Source organism: Streptomyces sp. CWNU-52B (genome assembly GCF_047444975.1).
In the GTDB taxonomy this organism is placed as follows: Bacteria; Actinomycetota; Actinomycetes; order Streptomycetales; family Streptomycetaceae; genus Streptomyces.
Genome location: NZ_JBLFJV010000027.1, coordinates 273,938 through 290,441, shown reverse-complemented (window position 1 = coordinate 290,441; position 16,504 = coordinate 273,938). Strand labels below are relative to the sequence as shown.

12 protein-coding genes are annotated in these 16,504 nt (G+C 70.6%); 3 read left to right on the top strand and 9 right to left on the bottom strand.

What is annotated here, in order from left to right:
* Positions 1-17: 17 nt before the first annotated feature.
* Together ACLVWQ_RS25840 and ACLVWQ_RS25835 are read left to right on the top strand one after the other, a co-directional pair.
* A complete protein-coding gene (locus ACLVWQ_RS25840; RefSeq protein WP_414111586.1) occupies positions 18-458 on the top strand; it encodes a ferritin-like domain-containing protein in 441 nt (146 codons plus the stop codon).
* Positions 459-486: 28 nt separating this feature from the next.
* Positions 487-1,404 (top strand): aminoglycoside phosphotransferase family protein, encoded by a 918-nt coding sequence (locus ACLVWQ_RS25835; protein ID WP_414111544.1) that lies wholly within the window; start codon positions 487-489, stop codon positions 1,402-1,404.
* Positions 1,405-1,714: 310 nt separating this feature from the next.
* Here ACLVWQ_RS25835 and ACLVWQ_RS25830 read toward each other — a convergent pair whose 3' ends face one another.
* From ACLVWQ_RS25830 to ACLVWQ_RS25790, 9 genes are all read right to left on the bottom strand, one after another.
* Entirely contained in the window at positions 1,715-3,409 is a 1,695-nt protein-coding gene (locus ACLVWQ_RS25830) for a proline--tRNA ligase (protein ID WP_414111543.1), read from the bottom strand.
* A 93-nt stretch (positions 3,410-3,502) separates the two neighbouring features.
* Complete coding sequence (locus ACLVWQ_RS25825; protein WP_414111542.1) at positions 3,503-4,081, bottom strand: N-acetyltransferase family protein; 579 nt, start codon at positions 4,079-4,081, stop codon at positions 3,503-3,505.
* Between the two features lie 64 nt (positions 4,082-4,145).
* Entirely contained in the window at positions 4,146-4,994 is an 849-nt protein-coding gene (locus ACLVWQ_RS25820; RefSeq protein ID WP_414111541.1) for a GNAT family N-acetyltransferase, read from the bottom strand.
* 502 nt (positions 4,995-5,496) lie between these two features.
* Positions 5,497-6,654 carry a flavodoxin-dependent (E)-4-hydroxy-3-methylbut-2-enyl-diphosphate synthase gene (gene ispG / locus ACLVWQ_RS25815; protein WP_414111540.1) on the bottom strand — a complete coding sequence of 386 codons (1,158 nt, stop codon included), beginning with the start codon at positions 6,652-6,654 and terminating at the stop codon, positions 5,497-5,499.
* Positions 6,655-6,821: 167 nt separating this feature from the next.
* Positions 6,822-8,126, bottom strand: a complete 1,305-nt coding sequence (locus tag ACLVWQ_RS25810) for a M50 family metallopeptidase (protein WP_414111538.1) — start codon at positions 8,124-8,126, stop codon at positions 6,822-6,824.
* Entirely contained in the window at positions 8,123-9,436 is a 1,314-nt protein-coding gene (dxr, locus tag ACLVWQ_RS25805; protein WP_414111537.1) for a 1-deoxy-D-xylulose-5-phosphate reductoisomerase, read from the bottom strand. Before dxr ends, ACLVWQ_RS25810 begins: the two co-directional genes overlap by 4 nt.
* Positions 9,437-9,678: 242 nt before the next feature.
* Positions 9,679-12,420 (bottom strand): preprotein translocase subunit SecA, encoded by a 2,742-nt coding sequence (gene secA, locus ACLVWQ_RS25800; protein WP_414111585.1) that lies wholly within the window; start codon positions 12,418-12,420, stop codon positions 9,679-9,681.
* A 151-nt stretch (positions 12,421-12,571) separates the two neighbouring features.
* Positions 12,572-12,979, bottom strand: a complete 408-nt coding sequence (locus ACLVWQ_RS25795) for a hypothetical protein (RefSeq protein ID WP_414111536.1) — start codon at positions 12,977-12,979, stop codon at positions 12,572-12,574.
* Between the two features lie 183 nt (positions 12,980-13,162).
* Positions 13,163-15,109 carry an acyl-CoA dehydrogenase family protein gene (locus ACLVWQ_RS25790; protein ID WP_414111535.1) on the bottom strand — a complete coding sequence of 649 codons (1,947 nt, stop codon included), beginning with the start codon at positions 15,107-15,109 and terminating at the stop codon, positions 13,163-13,165.
* A 355-nt stretch (positions 15,110-15,464) separates the two neighbouring features.
* On the opposite strand from ACLVWQ_RS25790, the gene ACLVWQ_RS25785 reads away from it, so the two are divergent.
* Positions 15,465-16,478 (top strand): LacI family DNA-binding transcriptional regulator, encoded by a 1,014-nt coding sequence (locus ACLVWQ_RS25785; protein ID WP_414111584.1) that lies wholly within the window; start codon positions 15,465-15,467, stop codon positions 16,476-16,478.
* Positions 16,479-16,504 lie beyond the last annotated feature (26 nt).

Genomic DNA, 16,504 nt, shown 5'->3' with positions numbered 1-16,504 from the left:
AGAAGGCGTCGGCCGAGCTGGTGGCCGTCCGGTCCGCGCTCGCGGCCGAGCACGCCGCGGTGTACGGCTACGGGGTGGTGGGCGGCCGGATCCGTGAGGCCCGGCGGACCGAGGCGCGGGCCGCGTACGACGGCCACCGGGCGCGCCGGGACGAGATGGCGCGGGCGGTGCGCGACCTGGGCGGCGAGCCCGAGCCCGCGGCGGCCGCGTACGCGCTGCCGTTCCCGGTGACGGACTCGGAGTCGGCCCTGCGGCTCGCCGCGGAGCTGGAGGACCGGGTGGCCGGGGTGTACTCCGACCTCGTACGGGCCGCGCGGGGCGAGCGGCGCGAGGCGGCGGCGCAGGCCCTGCGGGAGGCCGCGGTGCGGGCGGTGCGCTGGCGCGGCGAGAGCGTAGCCTTCCCTGGTCTCGCCGAGCGGTCGGCCACGTCCACCGCGTCGGCGACACCGACCTCGTAACGCGTACCGGGAAGGGAACGACTCGCGCATGGCTTTCGAACCGCCGCGGCGTCTGGTCAAGGCGCTCGGCGAGGCGGCACCGGGCGCTGACGACTGGCTGGAGAAGCTGCCGCTGGTGGCTCGACAGGCCGTCGCGCTACGCGAGTCGACCGTGGAGCGGGTGCAGGTTCCCGGTGGGCGCAGCAGTCTGGTGATCCTGGTCGGGCTGCCGGACGGCACCCCCGCCGTCCTGAAGCTGGCGCCGGGGCGGGCCCGCCCGGAGAGCGAGCGGGCCGCGCTGGCGCACTGGGACGGCCTGGGCGCCGTACGTCTGCTGGAGCCGGCCGGTGTCCGGGCCGGCGCCGACTCCGGCGCGGAGGGCGTACTGCTGCTGGAGCGGCTGCATCCCGACGTGTCGCTGCGGTCGCTGCCGGAGGCCAAGTCGATGCTGGAGGCGGCGGGGACGCTGCGCAGGCTGTGGGTCGAGCCGCCCGCGGACCATGTCTTCGAGACGGTGGCCGAGCGGACGGGGCGGCAGGCCGAGGCGATGCGGGCGGGTGCGGACGCGGGGGCGGCGCCGCTGGTCGACGCGGCTCTGGCGGTGCGCGAGGAGTTGCTGGCGGCGCCTGCTCCGGCGTGCCTGCTGCACGGCACCTTCCGGCAGAGCAAGGTGCTGGCCGGGGAACGCAGTCCCTGGCTGGCCGTGGGGCCCGACCCGGTGGTCGGCGAGTGTGCCTTCGACTTGGCGCGGCTGGTGCGTGACCGGGTCGAGGACCTGATCGCCTCGCCGTCCGGCGCGGCGACCGCGCGGCGGCGGGTGAAGCGGCTCGCGGAGTCGCTGGAGGTGGATCAGGAGCGGTTGCGGGGCTGGGCGCTGTTCCGGGCGGTGGAGTCCGGCGTGCGGGCACTGCGCGTGGGGCGGGTGCAGGAGGCTGAGTTGTTGCTGGAGTTCGCTACGTGGTTGTAGGAGCTGGGGGCGGCGTGGGGACGGTGGGTTGTCCGTGCGGGTCGCCTTGGGCTGGGCGCGCCGTTCCCCGCGCCCCTGACAGGGCCCGGCTCGGATGTTCGTACGCGCGCGTCGTCTTGGGTTGAGCGCGCCGTTCCCCGCGCCCCTGACAGGGCCCGGCCCGCATGTACGTACGCGCGCGTCGCCCTCGGCTGAGCGCGCCGTTCCCCGCGCCCCTGACAGGGCCCGGCCCGCATGTACGTACGCGCGCGTTGTCTTGGGCTGAGCGCGCCGTTCCCCGCGCCCCTGGCGGGGCGCGGGTGTGGGTGGGTCAGGGGGTTAGGCGGGTGAGGGCTTCTGTCAGGGTTAGTTCTTCGCGGTCGCCGGTGCGGCGGTCCTTCAGTTCCAGGATGCCTTCCGCTGAGCGGCGGCCCGCCACGAGGATCTTCGGGACGCCGATGAGTTCGGCGTCCGTGAACTTGACGCCGGGTGAGACGCCGACGCGGTCGTCCACGAGCACGCGTACGCCCGCCGCGCCCAGCTTCTCCGACACGTCGAGCGCCAGCTCGGTCTGCAGGGCCTTGCCCGCGGCGACGACGTGGACGTCGGCCGGGGCGATCTCGGCGGGCCAGACCAGGCCCTGCTCGTCGGCGTGCTGCTCGGCGAGCGCCGCGACGGCACGCGAGACGCCGATGCCGTACGAACCCATGGTGACGCGGACCGGCTTGCCCTGCTTGCCGAGGACGTCGAGCTGGAGGGCGTCGGCGTACTTGCGGCCGAGCTGGAAGATGTGGCCGATCTCGATGGCGCGGTCCAGCTTGAGGCCGGTGCCGCAGGCGGGGCAGGGGTCGCCCTCGCGCACGACGACCGTGTCCACGTACTCGTCGACCTCGAAGTCACGGCCCGCGACGACGTTCTTCGCGTGCAGGCCCTCCTGGTTGGCGCCGGTGATCCAGGCGGTGCCGGGGGCGATGCGCGGGTCGGCGAGGTAGCGGACCTTCTCCAGGCCCTGCGGGCCGACGTAGCCGCGGACGAGGTCGTCGCGGCCCGCGAAGTCCTCGGCCGTGACGAGTTCGACGGCGGCGGGGGCGAAGTGCGCCTCCACCTTGTCCATGTCGACCTCGCGGTCGCCGGGCACCCCGATCGCCACGATCTCGCCGTCCACCTTGACCAGCAGGTTCTTCAGCGTGGCGGACGCGGCCACGTCCAGGTGCGCGGCGAGCGTCTCGATGGTCGGGGTGTCGGGGGTGGGGATCTCCTCCAGGGCGGGGATCCCGGCCGCGTCGACCGGCTTCAGCGTGTACGTGATCGCCTCGGTGTTGGCGGCGTAGTCGCAGTGCGGGCAGTCGGCGAAGGTGTCCTCGCCGGCCGCGGCCGGGGCGAGGAACTCCTCGGACTTGGAACCGCCCATGGCGCCCGCGACGGCCGCGCAGATGCGGTAGTCGAGACCGAGTCGCGCGAAGATCTTCTGGTACGCCTCGCGGTGCAGGGCGTACGACGTGTCCAGACCCTCGTCCTCCGTGTCGAAGGAGTACGAGTCCTTCATCAGGAACTCACGGCCGCGCAGGATGCCGGCGCGCGGGCGGGCCTCGTCGCGGTACTTGTTCGCGATCTGGTAGAGGATCACGGGCAGATCCTTGTAGGACGAGCACTGGTCCTTGACCAGGAGGGTGAAGATCTCCTCGTGCGTCGGGCCGAGGAGGTAGTCGCCACCCTTGCGGTCGTTCAGCCGGAACAGCTCGGGGCCGTACTCCTCCCAGCGGCCGGTCGCCTCGTAGGGCTCCTTCGGCAGCAGGGCGGGCAGGGTGACCTCCTGGGCGCCGATGGCGTCCATCTCCTCGCGGACGACGCGCTCCACGTTGGCCAGGACCTTCTTGCCGAGCGGCAGCCAGGACCACAGGCCGGCGGCGGTACGGCGTACGTAACCGGCACGCACCAGCAGCTTGTGGCTGAGCACCTCGGCGTCGGCCGGATCGTCACGCAGTGTCTTGACCATCAAACGGGACATGCGCTGGACCTGGGCCATGGTTCTCGACTCCTGCTGCGTGAGGGTGGTGGCTAGGAGGTTAGCCGGGGGGTCGCCGTCGCCGGAAATCCGTTTCGGCAGCAGGGCGGTCCGTCAGCGGCGGCGGAGGGGCAGCGGGGCGCCCATCACCACGTACGGCTTCGGGGCGCTGGGGAACAGGACCCGTACCGCCAGGTCCTCGTAGCCGAGCGAGCGGTACAGGCCGCGGGCCGGGCTCTCCGCGTCGATCGCCGAGAGGATCGAGCGCGGTTCGGTGGCGCCGTCCGTGATGGTGGTGATCAGGGCGCGGCCGACGCCCCGGTTCTGGAAGGCGGGGTGGACGTGCAGTTCAGTGATCACGAAGGAGTGGTCCAGCCATCCGTCGTGCCCCTGGCCGCGCAGGTAGGGCTCGACGACCGTGGACCACCAGTGCGTGCGGTCGTTGGGCATGCCGTAGACGAAGCCGGCGAGGCGTCCGTCGGCGGTGGTCGCGCCGAGTGCGCGGGCGCCGGGGAAGGTGAGGTGACGGAGCACGATCTGGCGGCGTACGGCGATCTCGTCCTCGCCGAGCCCGAAGGCGACGGCCTGCACGGCGAGCGCCTCGTCGATCCGGGTGGCCAGGTCCAGCGGGCCGATGACGATGTCGTCGGGCGTGAGAGGGCCCTGACCGGGCTGACCGGGGAAGCGCAGCATGCCCCGGAGACTACCTGGGCGGGTGCACTGCGTGGGCCGCGTGGGCCGGTCGTTCTTGTCCCTCTCAGAACAGGACACTCATGAACGCGCCGATCTCCTGGAAGCCCACCCTGCGGTACGTCGCTCGGGCCGCCGTGTTGAAGTCGTTGACGTAGAGGCTGACCAGCGGGGCCACGTCCGCGAGGGCGTAGCGAAGGACGGCGGCCATGCCGGGGGCCGCGTAGCCCTGGCCCCGGTACTCGGGGGCCACCCAGACGCCCTGGATCTGACAGGCCTGTGTGGTCGCGGCGCCGATCTCCGCCTTGAAGACGACCCGGCCCTCGTGGTCGACGCGGGCGAACGAGCGGCCGGAGCCGACGAGTTCGGCGACCCTCGCCTGGTAGAGCAGGCCTCCGTCGCCGGCGAGCGGGGAGACGCCGACCTCCTCCGTGAACATCGCCACGCACGCCGGCATGATCGTCTCCATCTCGTCCTTGCGGATGCGACGGACGTACGGATCCGGGGCGATATCGGTGGGGAGCCGGTCGGCGACCATCAGGGGCTGGTGCGGGCGGACTTCACGGGCGGGGCCCCAGCTTGGTTCGAGGAGGCTCCAGAGCGGGCCGGTGGCCTCGGAGGGGCCGACGATGGAGGAACAGCGGCGGCCTGCTCTGCGGGCGCGGTCCGCGAAGGCCCGTACGGCGCGGGGGGTGGCGCAGATGGGGACGAGGTTGGCGCCGGCGTAGCAGAGGGACGTCAGCATGCCGTCCTCGTACCAGCCCCACATCTCGCCGCCGAGGCGCCAGGGGTCGAGGCCGGCGACCTGTACGCGGGAGGCCACGAAGGCGTTCGCGACCGGCTCGCGGTCGAGGACGGCGAGCGCGGCGTCCAGGTCGCTCGGTTCGAGGACCTTGGTGGTCGTCTGCGTCAACACGTGCGGGGCCTTCACCACTCAGGTCTGCTGATCTCCGCACTGTACCTGGCGATATTGTGCGGCGCCGCACGATGGGTCTGGGCGGTGGGCGCCCGCGCCTTCTCCGGGGCTCCGCCCCTGGGCCCGTATCGGGTTGAACGGGTGCGAGTCGTATGTGGCTGAGCGCGCAGTTCCCCGCGCCCCTTGAAGGCGGGGCTTCGCCCTCGCCCCCCGGCCAGCTGTCGGGTGCGGGCCCGATGTGGCTGAGCGCGCAGTTCCTCGCGCCCCTGGAAGGCGGGGCTTCGCCCACGCCCCCCGACCAGCCGTCGGGTGCGGGCCGGGTGTGGCTGAGCGCGCCGTTCCCCGCGCCCCTGAAAGGCGGGGCTTCGCCCACGCCCCCCGACCAGCCGTCGGGTGCGGGCCCGATGTGGCTGAGCGCGCCGTTCCCCGCGCCCCTGGAAAGCCGGTTGCGCCCTGCTTTTCAGGCCGGTCGGGGGTTTGGGGGCGGAGTCCTCGGGGCTCGTCAGCCTGTGATCGATACCGATGGCTCCCCGGACGGGGTTCCGTCGGCTTCCATCTGCTCGGCGATCTTCATCGCTTCCTCGATGAGGGTCTCGACGATCTTGGACTCGGGGACCGTCTTGATGACCTCGCCCTTGACGAAGATCTGGCCCTTGCCGTTGCCGGAGGCGACGCCGAGGTCGGCCTCGCGGGCCTCTCCCGGGCCGTTCACGACGCAGCCCATGACCGCGACCCGCAGGGGCACCTCCATGCCCTCGAGGCCGGCGGTGACCTCCTCCGCGAGCTTGTAGACGTCGACCTGGGCGCGCCCGCAGGACGGGCACGACACGATCTCCAGGCGGCGCTGCTTGAGGTTCAGGGACTCCAGGATCTGCATCCCGACCTTGATCTCCTCGACCGGCGGGGCCGAGAGCGAGACCCGGATGGTGTCGCCGATGCCCTCGCTGAGCAGCGCGCCGAAGGCCACCGCCGACTTGATGGTGCCCTGGAAGGCGGGACCCGCCTCCGTCACCCCGAGGTGCAGCGGGTAGTCGCAGGCGGCGGCGAGCTGCCGGTAGGCGTTGACCATCACGACCGGGTCGTTGTGCTTGACCGAGATCTTGATGTCACGGAAGTCGTGCTCCTCGAAGAGCGACGCCTCCCAGAGCGCCGACTCCACCAGTGCCTCAGGCGTCGCCTTGCCGTACTTCTCCAGGAGACGCCGGTCCAGGGAACCGGCGTTGACCCCGATCCGGATCGGCGTGCCGTGGTCCTTCGCGGCCCGCGCGATCTCCTTGACCTGGTCGTCGAACTGCTTGATGTTGCCGGGGTTCACCCGCACCGCGGCGCAGCCCGCGTCGATCGCGGCGAAGACGTACTTCGGCTGAAAATGGATGTCCGCGATCACCGGGATCTGCGACTTGCTCGCGATGGTGGCGAGCGCGTCGGCGTCGTCCTGCGTGGGGCACGCCACCCGCACGATCTGGCAGCCGGACGCGGTCAGCTCGGCGATCTGCTGAAGCGTGGCGCCGATGTCCGACGTACGCGTGGTGGTCATCGACTGCACCGAGACGGGCGCGTCTCCGCCCACCGCCACCGTGCCGACCTGGATCTTCCGGCTCTTGCGGCGCTCGGCGAGCTTCGTCGGAACGGCCGGCATGCCGAGTGAAATCGCAGTCATCTGCTGTGCAACCCCAAGGTAAGGATTCGGTCGGTCCCGAAAGCGGACGGGCTCCCGCCACCGAGATTACGGCACCCTCGAAGGCAGGAACACATGCGCTCGGCAGGACAACCCGATGGAGGACGGCCGGACACAGATCATGTCCGGCCGCCACGAACGCCGTATGACTAGGAGATTCTCACCGGGTTAACCACGTCGGCGATCAGTACCAGGATCGTGAAGCAGATGAAGATTCCGGCCACCACGTACGCGACGGGCATCAGCTTCGCCACGTCGAAGGGGCCGGGGTCCGGGCGGCGCAGCACCTTCGCCGCGTTGCGGCGCAGGGACTCCCACAGGGCGCCCGCGATGTGCCCGCCGTCGAGCGGCAGCAGCGGGAGCATGTTGAACAGGAACAGGGAGAGGTTGAAGCCCGCGACGAGGAACAGCATCAGCGCGATCTGGTTCTCCGGCGGGATGTCCAGTGTGAAGACCTCGCCGCCGACGCGCGCCGCGCCGACCACGCCCATCGGGGAGTCCGCCTCGCGTTTGCCGTCACTGAAGGCCGCGTCCCACAGGGCGGGGATCTTGGACGGCAGGGCGACCAGCGACTCGACGCCGTTCTGCATCATGTCGCCCATGCGGTCCACGGACTGCCCGAACGACTGCTGGACGACGCCGGAGGCGGGGGTGAAGCCGAGGAAGCCGGCGTACACGTACTTGCCCTCGACATAGCCGCCGTTGCCGTCGGTCTTGCTGACCTGGTTGCGGATCAGGTGGGCGGCGAGGTCGAGCTGCTTGCCGTCGCGCTCGACGGTCAGCGTGACGTCCTTGCCGGGGTTGGAGCGGATGTCGGCCTGCAGGACGGACCAGTCGGTGATCTTCTTGCCGTCGAACGCGATGATCTTGTCACCGCCCTTGAGACCCGCCGCCTTGGCGGGCGCGGCCGTGTCGCTCTTCTGGCACTGGGACCGCGACTCGCTCTGCTCGATGACGCAGTCGGAGACCTTGCCGACCGTGGTGGTCTGGGTCTGGACGCCGAAGGTCATCATCACGCCGAGGAAGATCGCGACGGCCAGGATCAGGTTCATGAAGGGGCCGGCGAACATCACGATCACGCGCTTCCACGGCTTGCGCGTGTAGAAGAGGCGGTTCTCGTCGCCCGGCTGGAGCTCCTCGAAGGACTGCGCCCTGGCGTCCTCGATCATGCCGCGCCACGGTGAGGTGGACCTGGCCTCGATCCGGCCGTCGGGGCCGGGCGGGAACATCCCGATCATGCGGATGTAGCCGCCGAGGGGCACGGCCTTGATCCCGTACTCCGTGTCGCCCTTCTTGCGCGAGAAGATCGTCGGGCCGAAGCCGACCATGTACTGCGGCACCCTGATGCCGAACAGTTTGGCCGTGGAGAGATGCCCCAGCTCGTGCCAGGCGATCGAGAAGAGCAGGCCGACCGCGAAGACGACTATGCCGAGGATCATCATCAGGGTCGTCATGCACGAGCCTCCGCCGTTGTCATGGCTGTCGTCCCAGCTGTCGTCGGGGTTGCTGTCTTGCCTGTCGTACGGGCTGTCGCGCGCGCTGTCAGTTCACGGGCCCTGGCACGTGCCCAGGTCTCCGCCTCAAGGACGTCCGCGACGGTGAGCGAGGTTCCCGTACGGGGCGTGCCGTGTTCGGCGACGACCTCCGTGACGGTCTCCATGATCCCGTTGAACGGCAGCGTGCCGTTCAGGAACGCGTCCACGCATTCCTCGTTCGCCGCATTGAACACCGCCGGGGCCGTGCCCGCGAGCTCCCCGACGTGCCGGGCGAGCCCCACGGAGGGAAACGCGTCGTTGTCGAGGGGGAAGAACTCCCAGCTGGACGCCTTCGACCAGTCGAAGGCGGGCGCGGCGTCGGGGACGCGCTGGGGCCAGCCCAGACCGATGGCGATCGGTCCCCGCATGTCGGGGGGTGTCGCCTGGGCCATCGTCGATCCGTCCGTGAACTCCACCATCGAGTGGACATACGACTGCGGGTGCACGACCACCTCAATCCGATCGAAGGGAATGTCGTAGAGGAGGTGCGCCTCGATGACTTCGAGCCCCTTGTTGACGAGGGTCGCGGAGTTGACGGTGATGACGGGGCCCATGGCCCAGGTGGGGTGGGCGAGGGCGTCCTCGGGGGCGACGTCGGCCAGCTCGGCCTTCGTGCGTCCTCTGAAGGGGCCCCCGGAGGCGGTGACGACCAGCTTGCGTACGTCGGCCCGGGTGCCCGAGGCCAGCGCCTGGAACAGGGCGGCGTGCTCGGAGTCGACGGGGATGATCTGGCCCGGCGCGGCCAGCGCCTTCACCAGGGGGCCGCCCACGATGAGCGACTCCTTGTTGGCGAGCGCGAGGGTGCGGCCCGCCTCCAGGGCGGCGAGCGTGGGGGCGAGGCCGATCGAGCCGGTGATGCCGTTCAGGACGGTGTGGCCGGGGCCTGCGGCGAGGTGGGTGGCGGCGTCCGCGCCGGTGAGGAGCTCGGGCAGGGGCTCTCCCGGTCCGTACCGCGCGGACAGGGCCTCGCGCAGTGCCGGTACGGCGTCCTCGCGGGCCACGGCCACGGTCCGGACGCGGAGCCGGTGGGCCTGCTCGGCCAGCAGCTCCACTCTCCCGCCCGCCGCGGAGAGCCCGGTCACCCGGAACCGGTCGGGGTTGCGCAGTACGAGGTCGATGGCCTGGGTGCCGATCGATCCCGTGGAGCCGAGGATCACGACATCCCGACTCCCGTCCACAGGATCGAAGACGAGATGCGGATCGGCGAGGGGGGCTGGACTGTCGCTCATCCCCCCATTGTTGCCGCAACCCCACGACGAAGGGGACGGGGGCGCCCCTACCCGTGCCCTGTCAGGGGCGCACGGTGCCCCTCGGAACGCGCCGGGCGCCTCTTGAGGGGCGAGGGAGGGGTCCCTAAGGGGCGCGGGCCGGAGCCCCGTAAGGGGCGCGGGGAACTGCGCGACAAGCCCCCACCGCCCCGCACCCGCCCACGGACCCGCTCCCAGACCCGCTCCCGGACCCGCAGACCCCCCTACCTCTTGCGCTTCCGGCGCCCCTTGGACCGAGCACCCGCCCGATGCCGGCGCGGCTTCGCATCCCCCTCGCCCTCCGCCGGAGGCAGCGGCACGGCGTCGGCAGGCTCGAACTCCCCTTCGACCACCCCCTCCGCCGTGTCCAGCGTCGGCGCGCTGAAATGCAGCCCGTCCGTGCGCCGCCCGGCCTCCAGCGCCTCCTGCCCCGCGGACTTCCCCGCCGCGTCCAGGTTGAAGACGTACCCGACGGACTCCTCCTTGATGGCGTCGTTCATCGCGACGAACATGTCGTAGCCCTCGCGCTCGTACTCGACGATCGGCTCCCGCCCCAGGGTCCAGCGCAGTCCGATCCCGTCGCGGAGGTAGTCCATCTCGTACAGGTGCTCGCGCCATTTGCGGTCCAGGACCGACAGCACCACCAGGCGCTCCAGGTCGCGCAGGGCGTCCGCGCCCAGCTCGGCCTCGCGCTCCTCGTAACGGGCGTGGATGTCGTCGATGACGGCGTCGGCGAGCCCGTCGGCGGTGAGGTCGGACCGGTCGCCGCCCGCCGCGTCCTCCACGTCCTCGATGGTGATCCGGACCGGGTAGAGCTGTTCGAAGGCGGCCCAGAGCCGCTCCAGGTCCCACTCCTCGGGGAATCCCTCGGCGCTCTCCACGGCGACGTACGCGCGGACGGTGTCGTCCATGAAGTGGAGGATCTGGTCGCGCAGGTCCTCCCCGGCCAGCACCCGGCGGCGTTCCGCGTAGATGAGGGTCCGCTGGCGGTTGAGCACCTCGTCGAACTTCAGCACGTCCTTGCGGGACTCGAAGTGCTGCTGCTCCAGCTGCGACTGGGCGGAGGCGATGGCGCGCGTGACCATCTTGTTCTCGATCGGTACGTCGTCGGGGACGTTCGCCATCGACATCACGCGCTCGACGACCTGGGCGCGGAACAGCCGCATCAGGTCGTCCCCCAGGGAGAGGTAGAAGCGGGACGCGCCGGGGTCGCCCTGGCGGCCGGAGCGGCCGCGCAGCTGGTTGTCGATGCGGCGCGATTCGTGGCGTTCGGTGCCCAGCACGTACAGCCCGCCCAGCTCCTTCACCTGGTCGTGCTCGGCCGCGACCGACTCCGTGATCCGGTCGAGGGTCCGCCGGTGCTCGTCCGGGTTCTCCTCCGGGGTGAGGCCGCGCCGGTCCAGTTCGGCGAGCGTCATGGCCTCGGGGTTGCCGCCGAGCATGATGTCGGTGCCGCGCCCTGCCATGTTGGTGGCCACGGTGACCGCGCCCCTGCGGCCCGCCTGCGCGACGATCTGCGCCTCGCGCCGGTGGTTCTTCGCGTTGAGCACCTCGTGCCGGATGCCGCGCTGCTTCAGTCGCGCGGCGAGGAGCTCGGACTTCTCGACGGAGGTGGTGCCGACGAGGACGGGCTGGCCCTTCTCGTGCTTGTCGGCGATGTCGTCGAGGATCGCCGTGTACTTGGCCTCGACGGTCCGGTAGATCTGGTCGGGGTCGTCGGCGCGGGCCATCGGCCGGTTGGTGGGGATCGGCACCACGTGGAGCTTGTAGATCTGGTGGAACTCGGCGGCCTCGGTCATGGCGGTGCCGGTCATCCCGCCGAGCTTGTCGTACAGCCGGAAGAAGTTCTGCAGGGTGATCGTGGCGAGGGTCTGGTTCTCGTCCTTGACGGTCACCCCCTCCTTCGCCTCGATGGCCTGGTGCAGGCCCTCGTTGTAGCGGCGGCCGGCGAGGATGCGGCCGGTGTGCTCGTCGACGATGAGGACCTCGCCGTCCACCACGACGTAGTCCTTGTCCCGCTTGAAGTGCTCCTTCGCCTTGAGCGCGTTGTTGAAGTGCCCGATGAGGGAGGTGTGGTCGGACTCGTAGAGGCTCTCGATGCCGAGCTGGTCCTGGAGGAACTCCACTCCGCGGTCCAGGATCGCCACGGTGCGTTTCTTCGGGTCGTACTCGTAGTCGTGGGTGGCGCGCAGCCCGGCGAGGCGGTCCTTGTCGGCCGGTGTGGTGAAGTTCTCGTCCTGGACGGCGACTCCGCGCATCCGGGTGACCATCCTGGCGAACGCCTCGTACCAGTGCGTGGGCTGGTCGGCCGGGCCGGAGATGATCAGCGGGGTCCTGGCCTCGTCGATGAGGATCGAGTCGGCCTCGTCGACGATCGCGAAGTGGTGGCCGCGCTGGACGAGTTCGTCCCTGGACCAGGCCATGTTGTCGCGCAGGTAGTCGAAGCCGAACTCGGTGTTGGTCCCGTAGGTGATGTCGCAGGCGTACTGCGCGCGGCGCTCGGCCGGGGTCGACTGGGTCCTGATGACGCCCACGGTCAGCCCCAGGAAGCGGTAGGCGCGGCCCATCCAGTCGGCGTCGCGCTGGGCGAGGTAGTCGTTGACCGTGACGAGGTGGACGCCCTTGCCGGTCAGGGCGTTCAGGTAGACGGGCAGGGTGGCGACCAGGGTCTTGCCCTCGCCGGTCTGCATCTCGGCGATGTTGCCGAGGTGGAGCGCGGCGCCGCCCATGACCTGGACGTCGAAGTGGCGCATCCCGAGTGTGCGGCGCGCGGCCTCGCGCATGGCGGCGAAGGCCTCGGGCAGCAGGTCGTCGAGGCTCTCCCCGGCCTCGTACCGCTCCTTGAACTCGGGGGTGAGGGCCTGGAGTTCGGCGTCGGTCAGCTGCTCGAAGTCCGCTTCGAGGGAGGCCACCTGTTCGGCGACGCGCTGGAGCCTGCGCAGGATTCTTCCCTCACCGGCCCGCATGATCCTGCCGGTGATGTTGTCGAGACCGAGTACCGGCACTGGAATTACCCCCACTGCGTCACTGACTCGCGGTTCACTGATTCACCTGATTGATCGACTTGGCGCATTGATCGATGTACTGAATTGATGTGCCGGGACTGCTCGGCTCGATTCACCGAGTCGCGTCCACGAGCATCCGTATCCAGTGGTTCGCCCGCTGCAGAATGTGGACGCCTTGCTGGTTCGCCTTGATCACTTCACGTAGTACGGGATCTCTGGCGTACTCCACCGCCCCGCGCAACAACTGCTGGATCACGGGCCGTTCGCCCGGCCGTCCGGCGTCGAGCAGGGAATCGACGGCGTGCGGGTCGATCCTGCGGACGGGCAGCGGGTCGAAAGAGGCGACCGTCGGCCGGGGTTCCTCGTCGAGCAGCGCGAGCGCGCAGTCGTTGAGCAGCACGGCGAGCGCGTCCCGGTGCGGCTCGAAGGCCTCCGGCGCGCTCTCACGCAGCTTGGCGGCCAGCGGCCGGACCTCGTCACGCACCGTGCGCAACGCGCGTACGAGTTCCGTGTCGTCCAATTGCCGGCGCGCTTCCCGGCGAGCCCGTGTCAGCTGGACAGAGATTCCCCGACTGTCGTCTTCCCCCACACCGTGGCGCATGGTGTGCCCCCGTTCGCCATTCCCTTCATTGTTGACGCACACCTTTCGTGCGGCAAGCAACAGAATGACGACGGGGACGTCAGTGCGTTCCTGGGGAAAAGGTCAGCGGATGGGGCGGTGGACATTCTCCTTCTCGGACGCGCCGGGTGTGGCGTCGGCGATCCAGGGGCCCTCTCCTGACGGGTCGACGATTCCGTCCTCCAGCCAGGTGTAGGCGCCGCCGAGGACGCCCTTGACGACTTTGCGGTCGATGTCGTCGGTGTTGGACCACAGGCGCCCGAAGAGCTCCTCCACCCGGATGCGGGACTGACCGCAGAAGGCGTCCGCGAGCTGGTACGCCGCACGGCCGTGGGCCTCGGTGGAGCGGAGCAATTCGGCGCGGACGCAGGCGGCGCTCATCGCGAACAGTTCGGCGCCGATGTCGACGATCCGCCCGAGGAAGGCTTGTTTGGTCTCCATCCGGCCCTGCCAGCGGGACATGGCGTAGAAGGTGGACCGGGCGAGCTTGCGGGCGGAGCGCTCCACGTACCGGAGGTGGCCGGACAGGTCGACGTGCCCGGCCGGACGGAAGTCGGCGTACGAGCGCGGGAGCTGCCCGGGGCCCGCGACCAGCTTGGGGAGCCACTTGGCGTAGAAGGCCCCGGCGCTCGCGCCCGCCCTCGCCTTGTCGGAGAGGGACTTGTCCGGGTCGATGAGGTCGCCGGCGACGGAGAGGTGTGCGTCGACCGCCTCCCGCGCGATCAGCAGGTGCATGATCTCCGTCGAGCCCTCGAAGATGCGGTTGATGCGCAGGTCGCGCAGCATCTGCTCGGCGGGCACGGCCCGTTCGCCGCGGGCGGCGAGCGAGTCGGCGGTCTCGAAGCCGCGTCCGCCGCGGATCTGGACCAGCTCGTCGGCCATCAGCCAGGCCATCTCGGAGCCGAACAGCTTGGCCAGGGCGGCCTCGATCCGGATGTCGTTGCGGTCCTCGTCGGCCATCTGGGACGACAGGTCCAGGACGGCCTCCAGGGCGAACGTGGTCGCCGCGATGAAGGAGATCTTCGTGCCCACGGCCTCGTGGTGGGCGACCGGCTTGCCCCACTGCTCCCGCACGGACGACCACTCGCGGGCGATCTTCAGGCACCACTTGCCGGCGCCGACGCACATGGCGGGCAGCGAGAGGCGTCCGGTGTTGAGGGTGGTCAGGGCGATCTTGAGGCCGGCGCCCTCGGGGCCGATGCGGTTCGCGGCGGGCACCCTGACCCGGTGGAAGCGCGTGACGCCGTTCTCCAGGCCGCGCAGCCCCATGAACGCGTTGCGGTTCTCGACGGTGACGCCCTCCGAGGCCGCCTCGACGACGAAGGCGGTGATGCCGCCCTTGTGGCCCTCGGACTTCGGTACGCGCGCCATCACGACCAGCAGGTCCGCGACCACGCCGTTGGTCGTCCAGAGCTTCACCCCGTCGAGGACGTACTCGTCCCCGTCCGGTACGGCACTGGTGGCCAGGCGCGCCGGGTCGGAGCCCACGTCCGGTTCGGTGAGCAGGAAGGCGGAGATGTCGGTGCGGGCCAGCCGCGGCAGGAAGGCGTCCTTCTGCTCCTGGGTGCCGAAGATCTTCAGCGGCTGCGGTACGCCGATCGACTGGTGCGCGGAGAGCAGCGCGCCGAGCGCCGGGTTCGCGGAGCCGACCAGGGCGAGCGCCTTGTTGTAGTAGACCTGGGTCAGTCCGAGGCCGCCGTACCTCGTGTCGATCTTCATACCGAGGGCGCCGAGCTCCTTGAGCCCGTTGATCACCTCGTCGGGGATGCGCGCCTCCCGCTCGATGAGCGCGGAGTCGACCCTGGTCTCGCAGAAGTCGCGCAGCTTGGCGAGGAACTCCTCACCGCGCTGGGCGGCCTCGTCGGCGGGCATCGGGTGGGGGTGGATCAGGTCGAGCCGGAAGCGGCCGAGGAACAGCTCCTTGGCGAAGCTGGGTTTGCGCCAGTCCTGCTCCCGCGCGGCCTCGGCGACCTGACGGGCCTCGCGCTCGGTGACAGCGGGCTGGTGGGGTGTTGCGGACAAGAGGCTCACCTCGCCGCGAATAGGGATCTTGGTCCGTTACGTTACTCACCGGTGCTACTCGATCGTATGTACCCGATTCCGGACCCGCCCACCAGTCCTGGCGCACCATTCGGCTCCCTCCGGCGGGCACAGGGGCCCAGCCCCGCTCCGGGACTCAGGGCCTGGAAGGCAGGCCCGCAGGGCCGCCTTCCAGGGGCGCGGGGAACTGCGCGCCCAGCCCCCACTCACCCGCACCCGACGGAGTCGAAGCGCTTCGACAACCTATGGACACCCACCCGCCATCAGGCTACTGTCGAGCCACCCTCACTCCCCGTTGTCCGCACGCCGCGCTGTCGAAGCGCTTCACACCATGCTTGGAGAGCGGATGGTCACCCTCGCCGAGGTCGCCCAGCACGCCGGAGTCTCGGCGAGCACGGTGAGCTATGTCCTCAGCGGCAAGCGGTCCATCTCCGCGGGCACCCGGCAGCGGGTCGAGCAGAGCATCCAGCAGCTCGGCTACCACCCGAACGCGGGCGCCCGCGCGCTGGCGAGCAACCGCTCCAACATCATCGCGCTGATGATCCCGCTCCGCACCGACATGTACGTACCCGTGATGATGGAGATCGCCATCGCGGTGACGACCACCGCGCGCGCCCACGGGTACGACGTGCTGCTGCTCACCGGCGAGGAGGGCCCCGACGCCGTGCGCCGGGTCACCGGGAGCGGGCTCGCCGACGCGATGATCCTGATGGACGTCGAACTCGACGACGAGCGCCTGCCGTTGCTGCGCGGCACCGACCAGCCGTCGGTCCTCATCGGGCTCCCCGCCGACACCAGCGGTCTGACCTGTGTGGACCTCGACTTCGGGGCGACGGGCGCGCTGTGCGCCGAGCATCTCGCGATGTTCGGTCACCGTGACATCGCTGTCATCGGCGAGGCGCCCGCGGTGTACGAACGGCACACGGGGTTCGCGGAGCGCACGCTCGACGGGCTGCGTTCCCGCTCGCGCGAGCTGGGTCTGCGCGTGCTGCACCGCCCGTGCGAGGGCGGCTTCGACGCGATGTCCCTGACCCTGGCCCGGGTCTTCGACGAGCGCCCCGGCACCACCGGCTTCGTCGTGCAGAACGAGTCGGCGGTCGAGCCGCTGCTCGCGCTGCTGCGCCGGCAGGGCCGGGCCGTGCCCGAGGACGTGTCGGTGATCGCGATCTGCCCGGACCAGGTCGCCGTCCAGGCCTCGGTACGGCTGACCTCGGTCGCCATCCCCGCCCAGGAGATGGGGCGTAACGCGGTGGAACAACTGATCGCCAAGCTGACGGGGCACGACCAGGACGACGTCGTTCTCATCGCGCCCGAGTTGACGGTACGGGCGAGCACGGGCCCGGCCCCGGCCGCACCCTGACCTCCCTCTGATCCCGCTCCCCCTGA

What these genes read in the sequence shown, in the direction of transcription:
- ACLVWQ_RS25785 (WP_414111584.1), top strand. Translation starts at nt 15,465, where the DNA reads ATGGTCACCCTCGCCGAGGTCGCCCAGCACGCCGGAGTCTCGGCGAGC.
- ACLVWQ_RS25825 (WP_414111542.1), bottom strand. Translation starts at nt 4,081, where the DNA reads ATGCTGCGCTTCCCCGGTCAGCCCGGTCAGGGCCCTCTCACGCCCGAC.
- ACLVWQ_RS25830 (WP_414111543.1), bottom strand. Translation starts at nt 3,409, where the DNA reads ATGGCCCAGGTCCAGCGCATGTCCCGTTTGATGGTCAAGACACTGCGT.
- secA (WP_414111585.1), bottom strand. Translation starts at nt 12,420, where the DNA reads ATGCGGGCCGGTGAGGGAAGAATCCTGCGCAGGCTCCAGCGCGTCGCC.
- ACLVWQ_RS25835 (WP_414111544.1), top strand. Translation starts at nt 487, where the DNA reads ATGGCTTTCGAACCGCCGCGGCGTCTGGTCAAGGCGCTCGGCGAGGCG.
- ispG (WP_414111540.1), bottom strand. Translation starts at nt 6,654, where the DNA reads ATGACTGCGATTTCACTCGGCATGCCGGCCGTTCCGACGAAGCTCGCC.
- dxr (WP_414111537.1), bottom strand. Translation starts at nt 9,436, where the DNA reads ATGAGCGACAGTCCAGCCCCCCTCGCCGATCCGCATCTCGTCTTCGAT.
- ACLVWQ_RS25810 (WP_414111538.1), bottom strand. Translation starts at nt 8,126, where the DNA reads ATGACGACCCTGATGATGATCCTCGGCATAGTCGTCTTCGCGGTCGGC.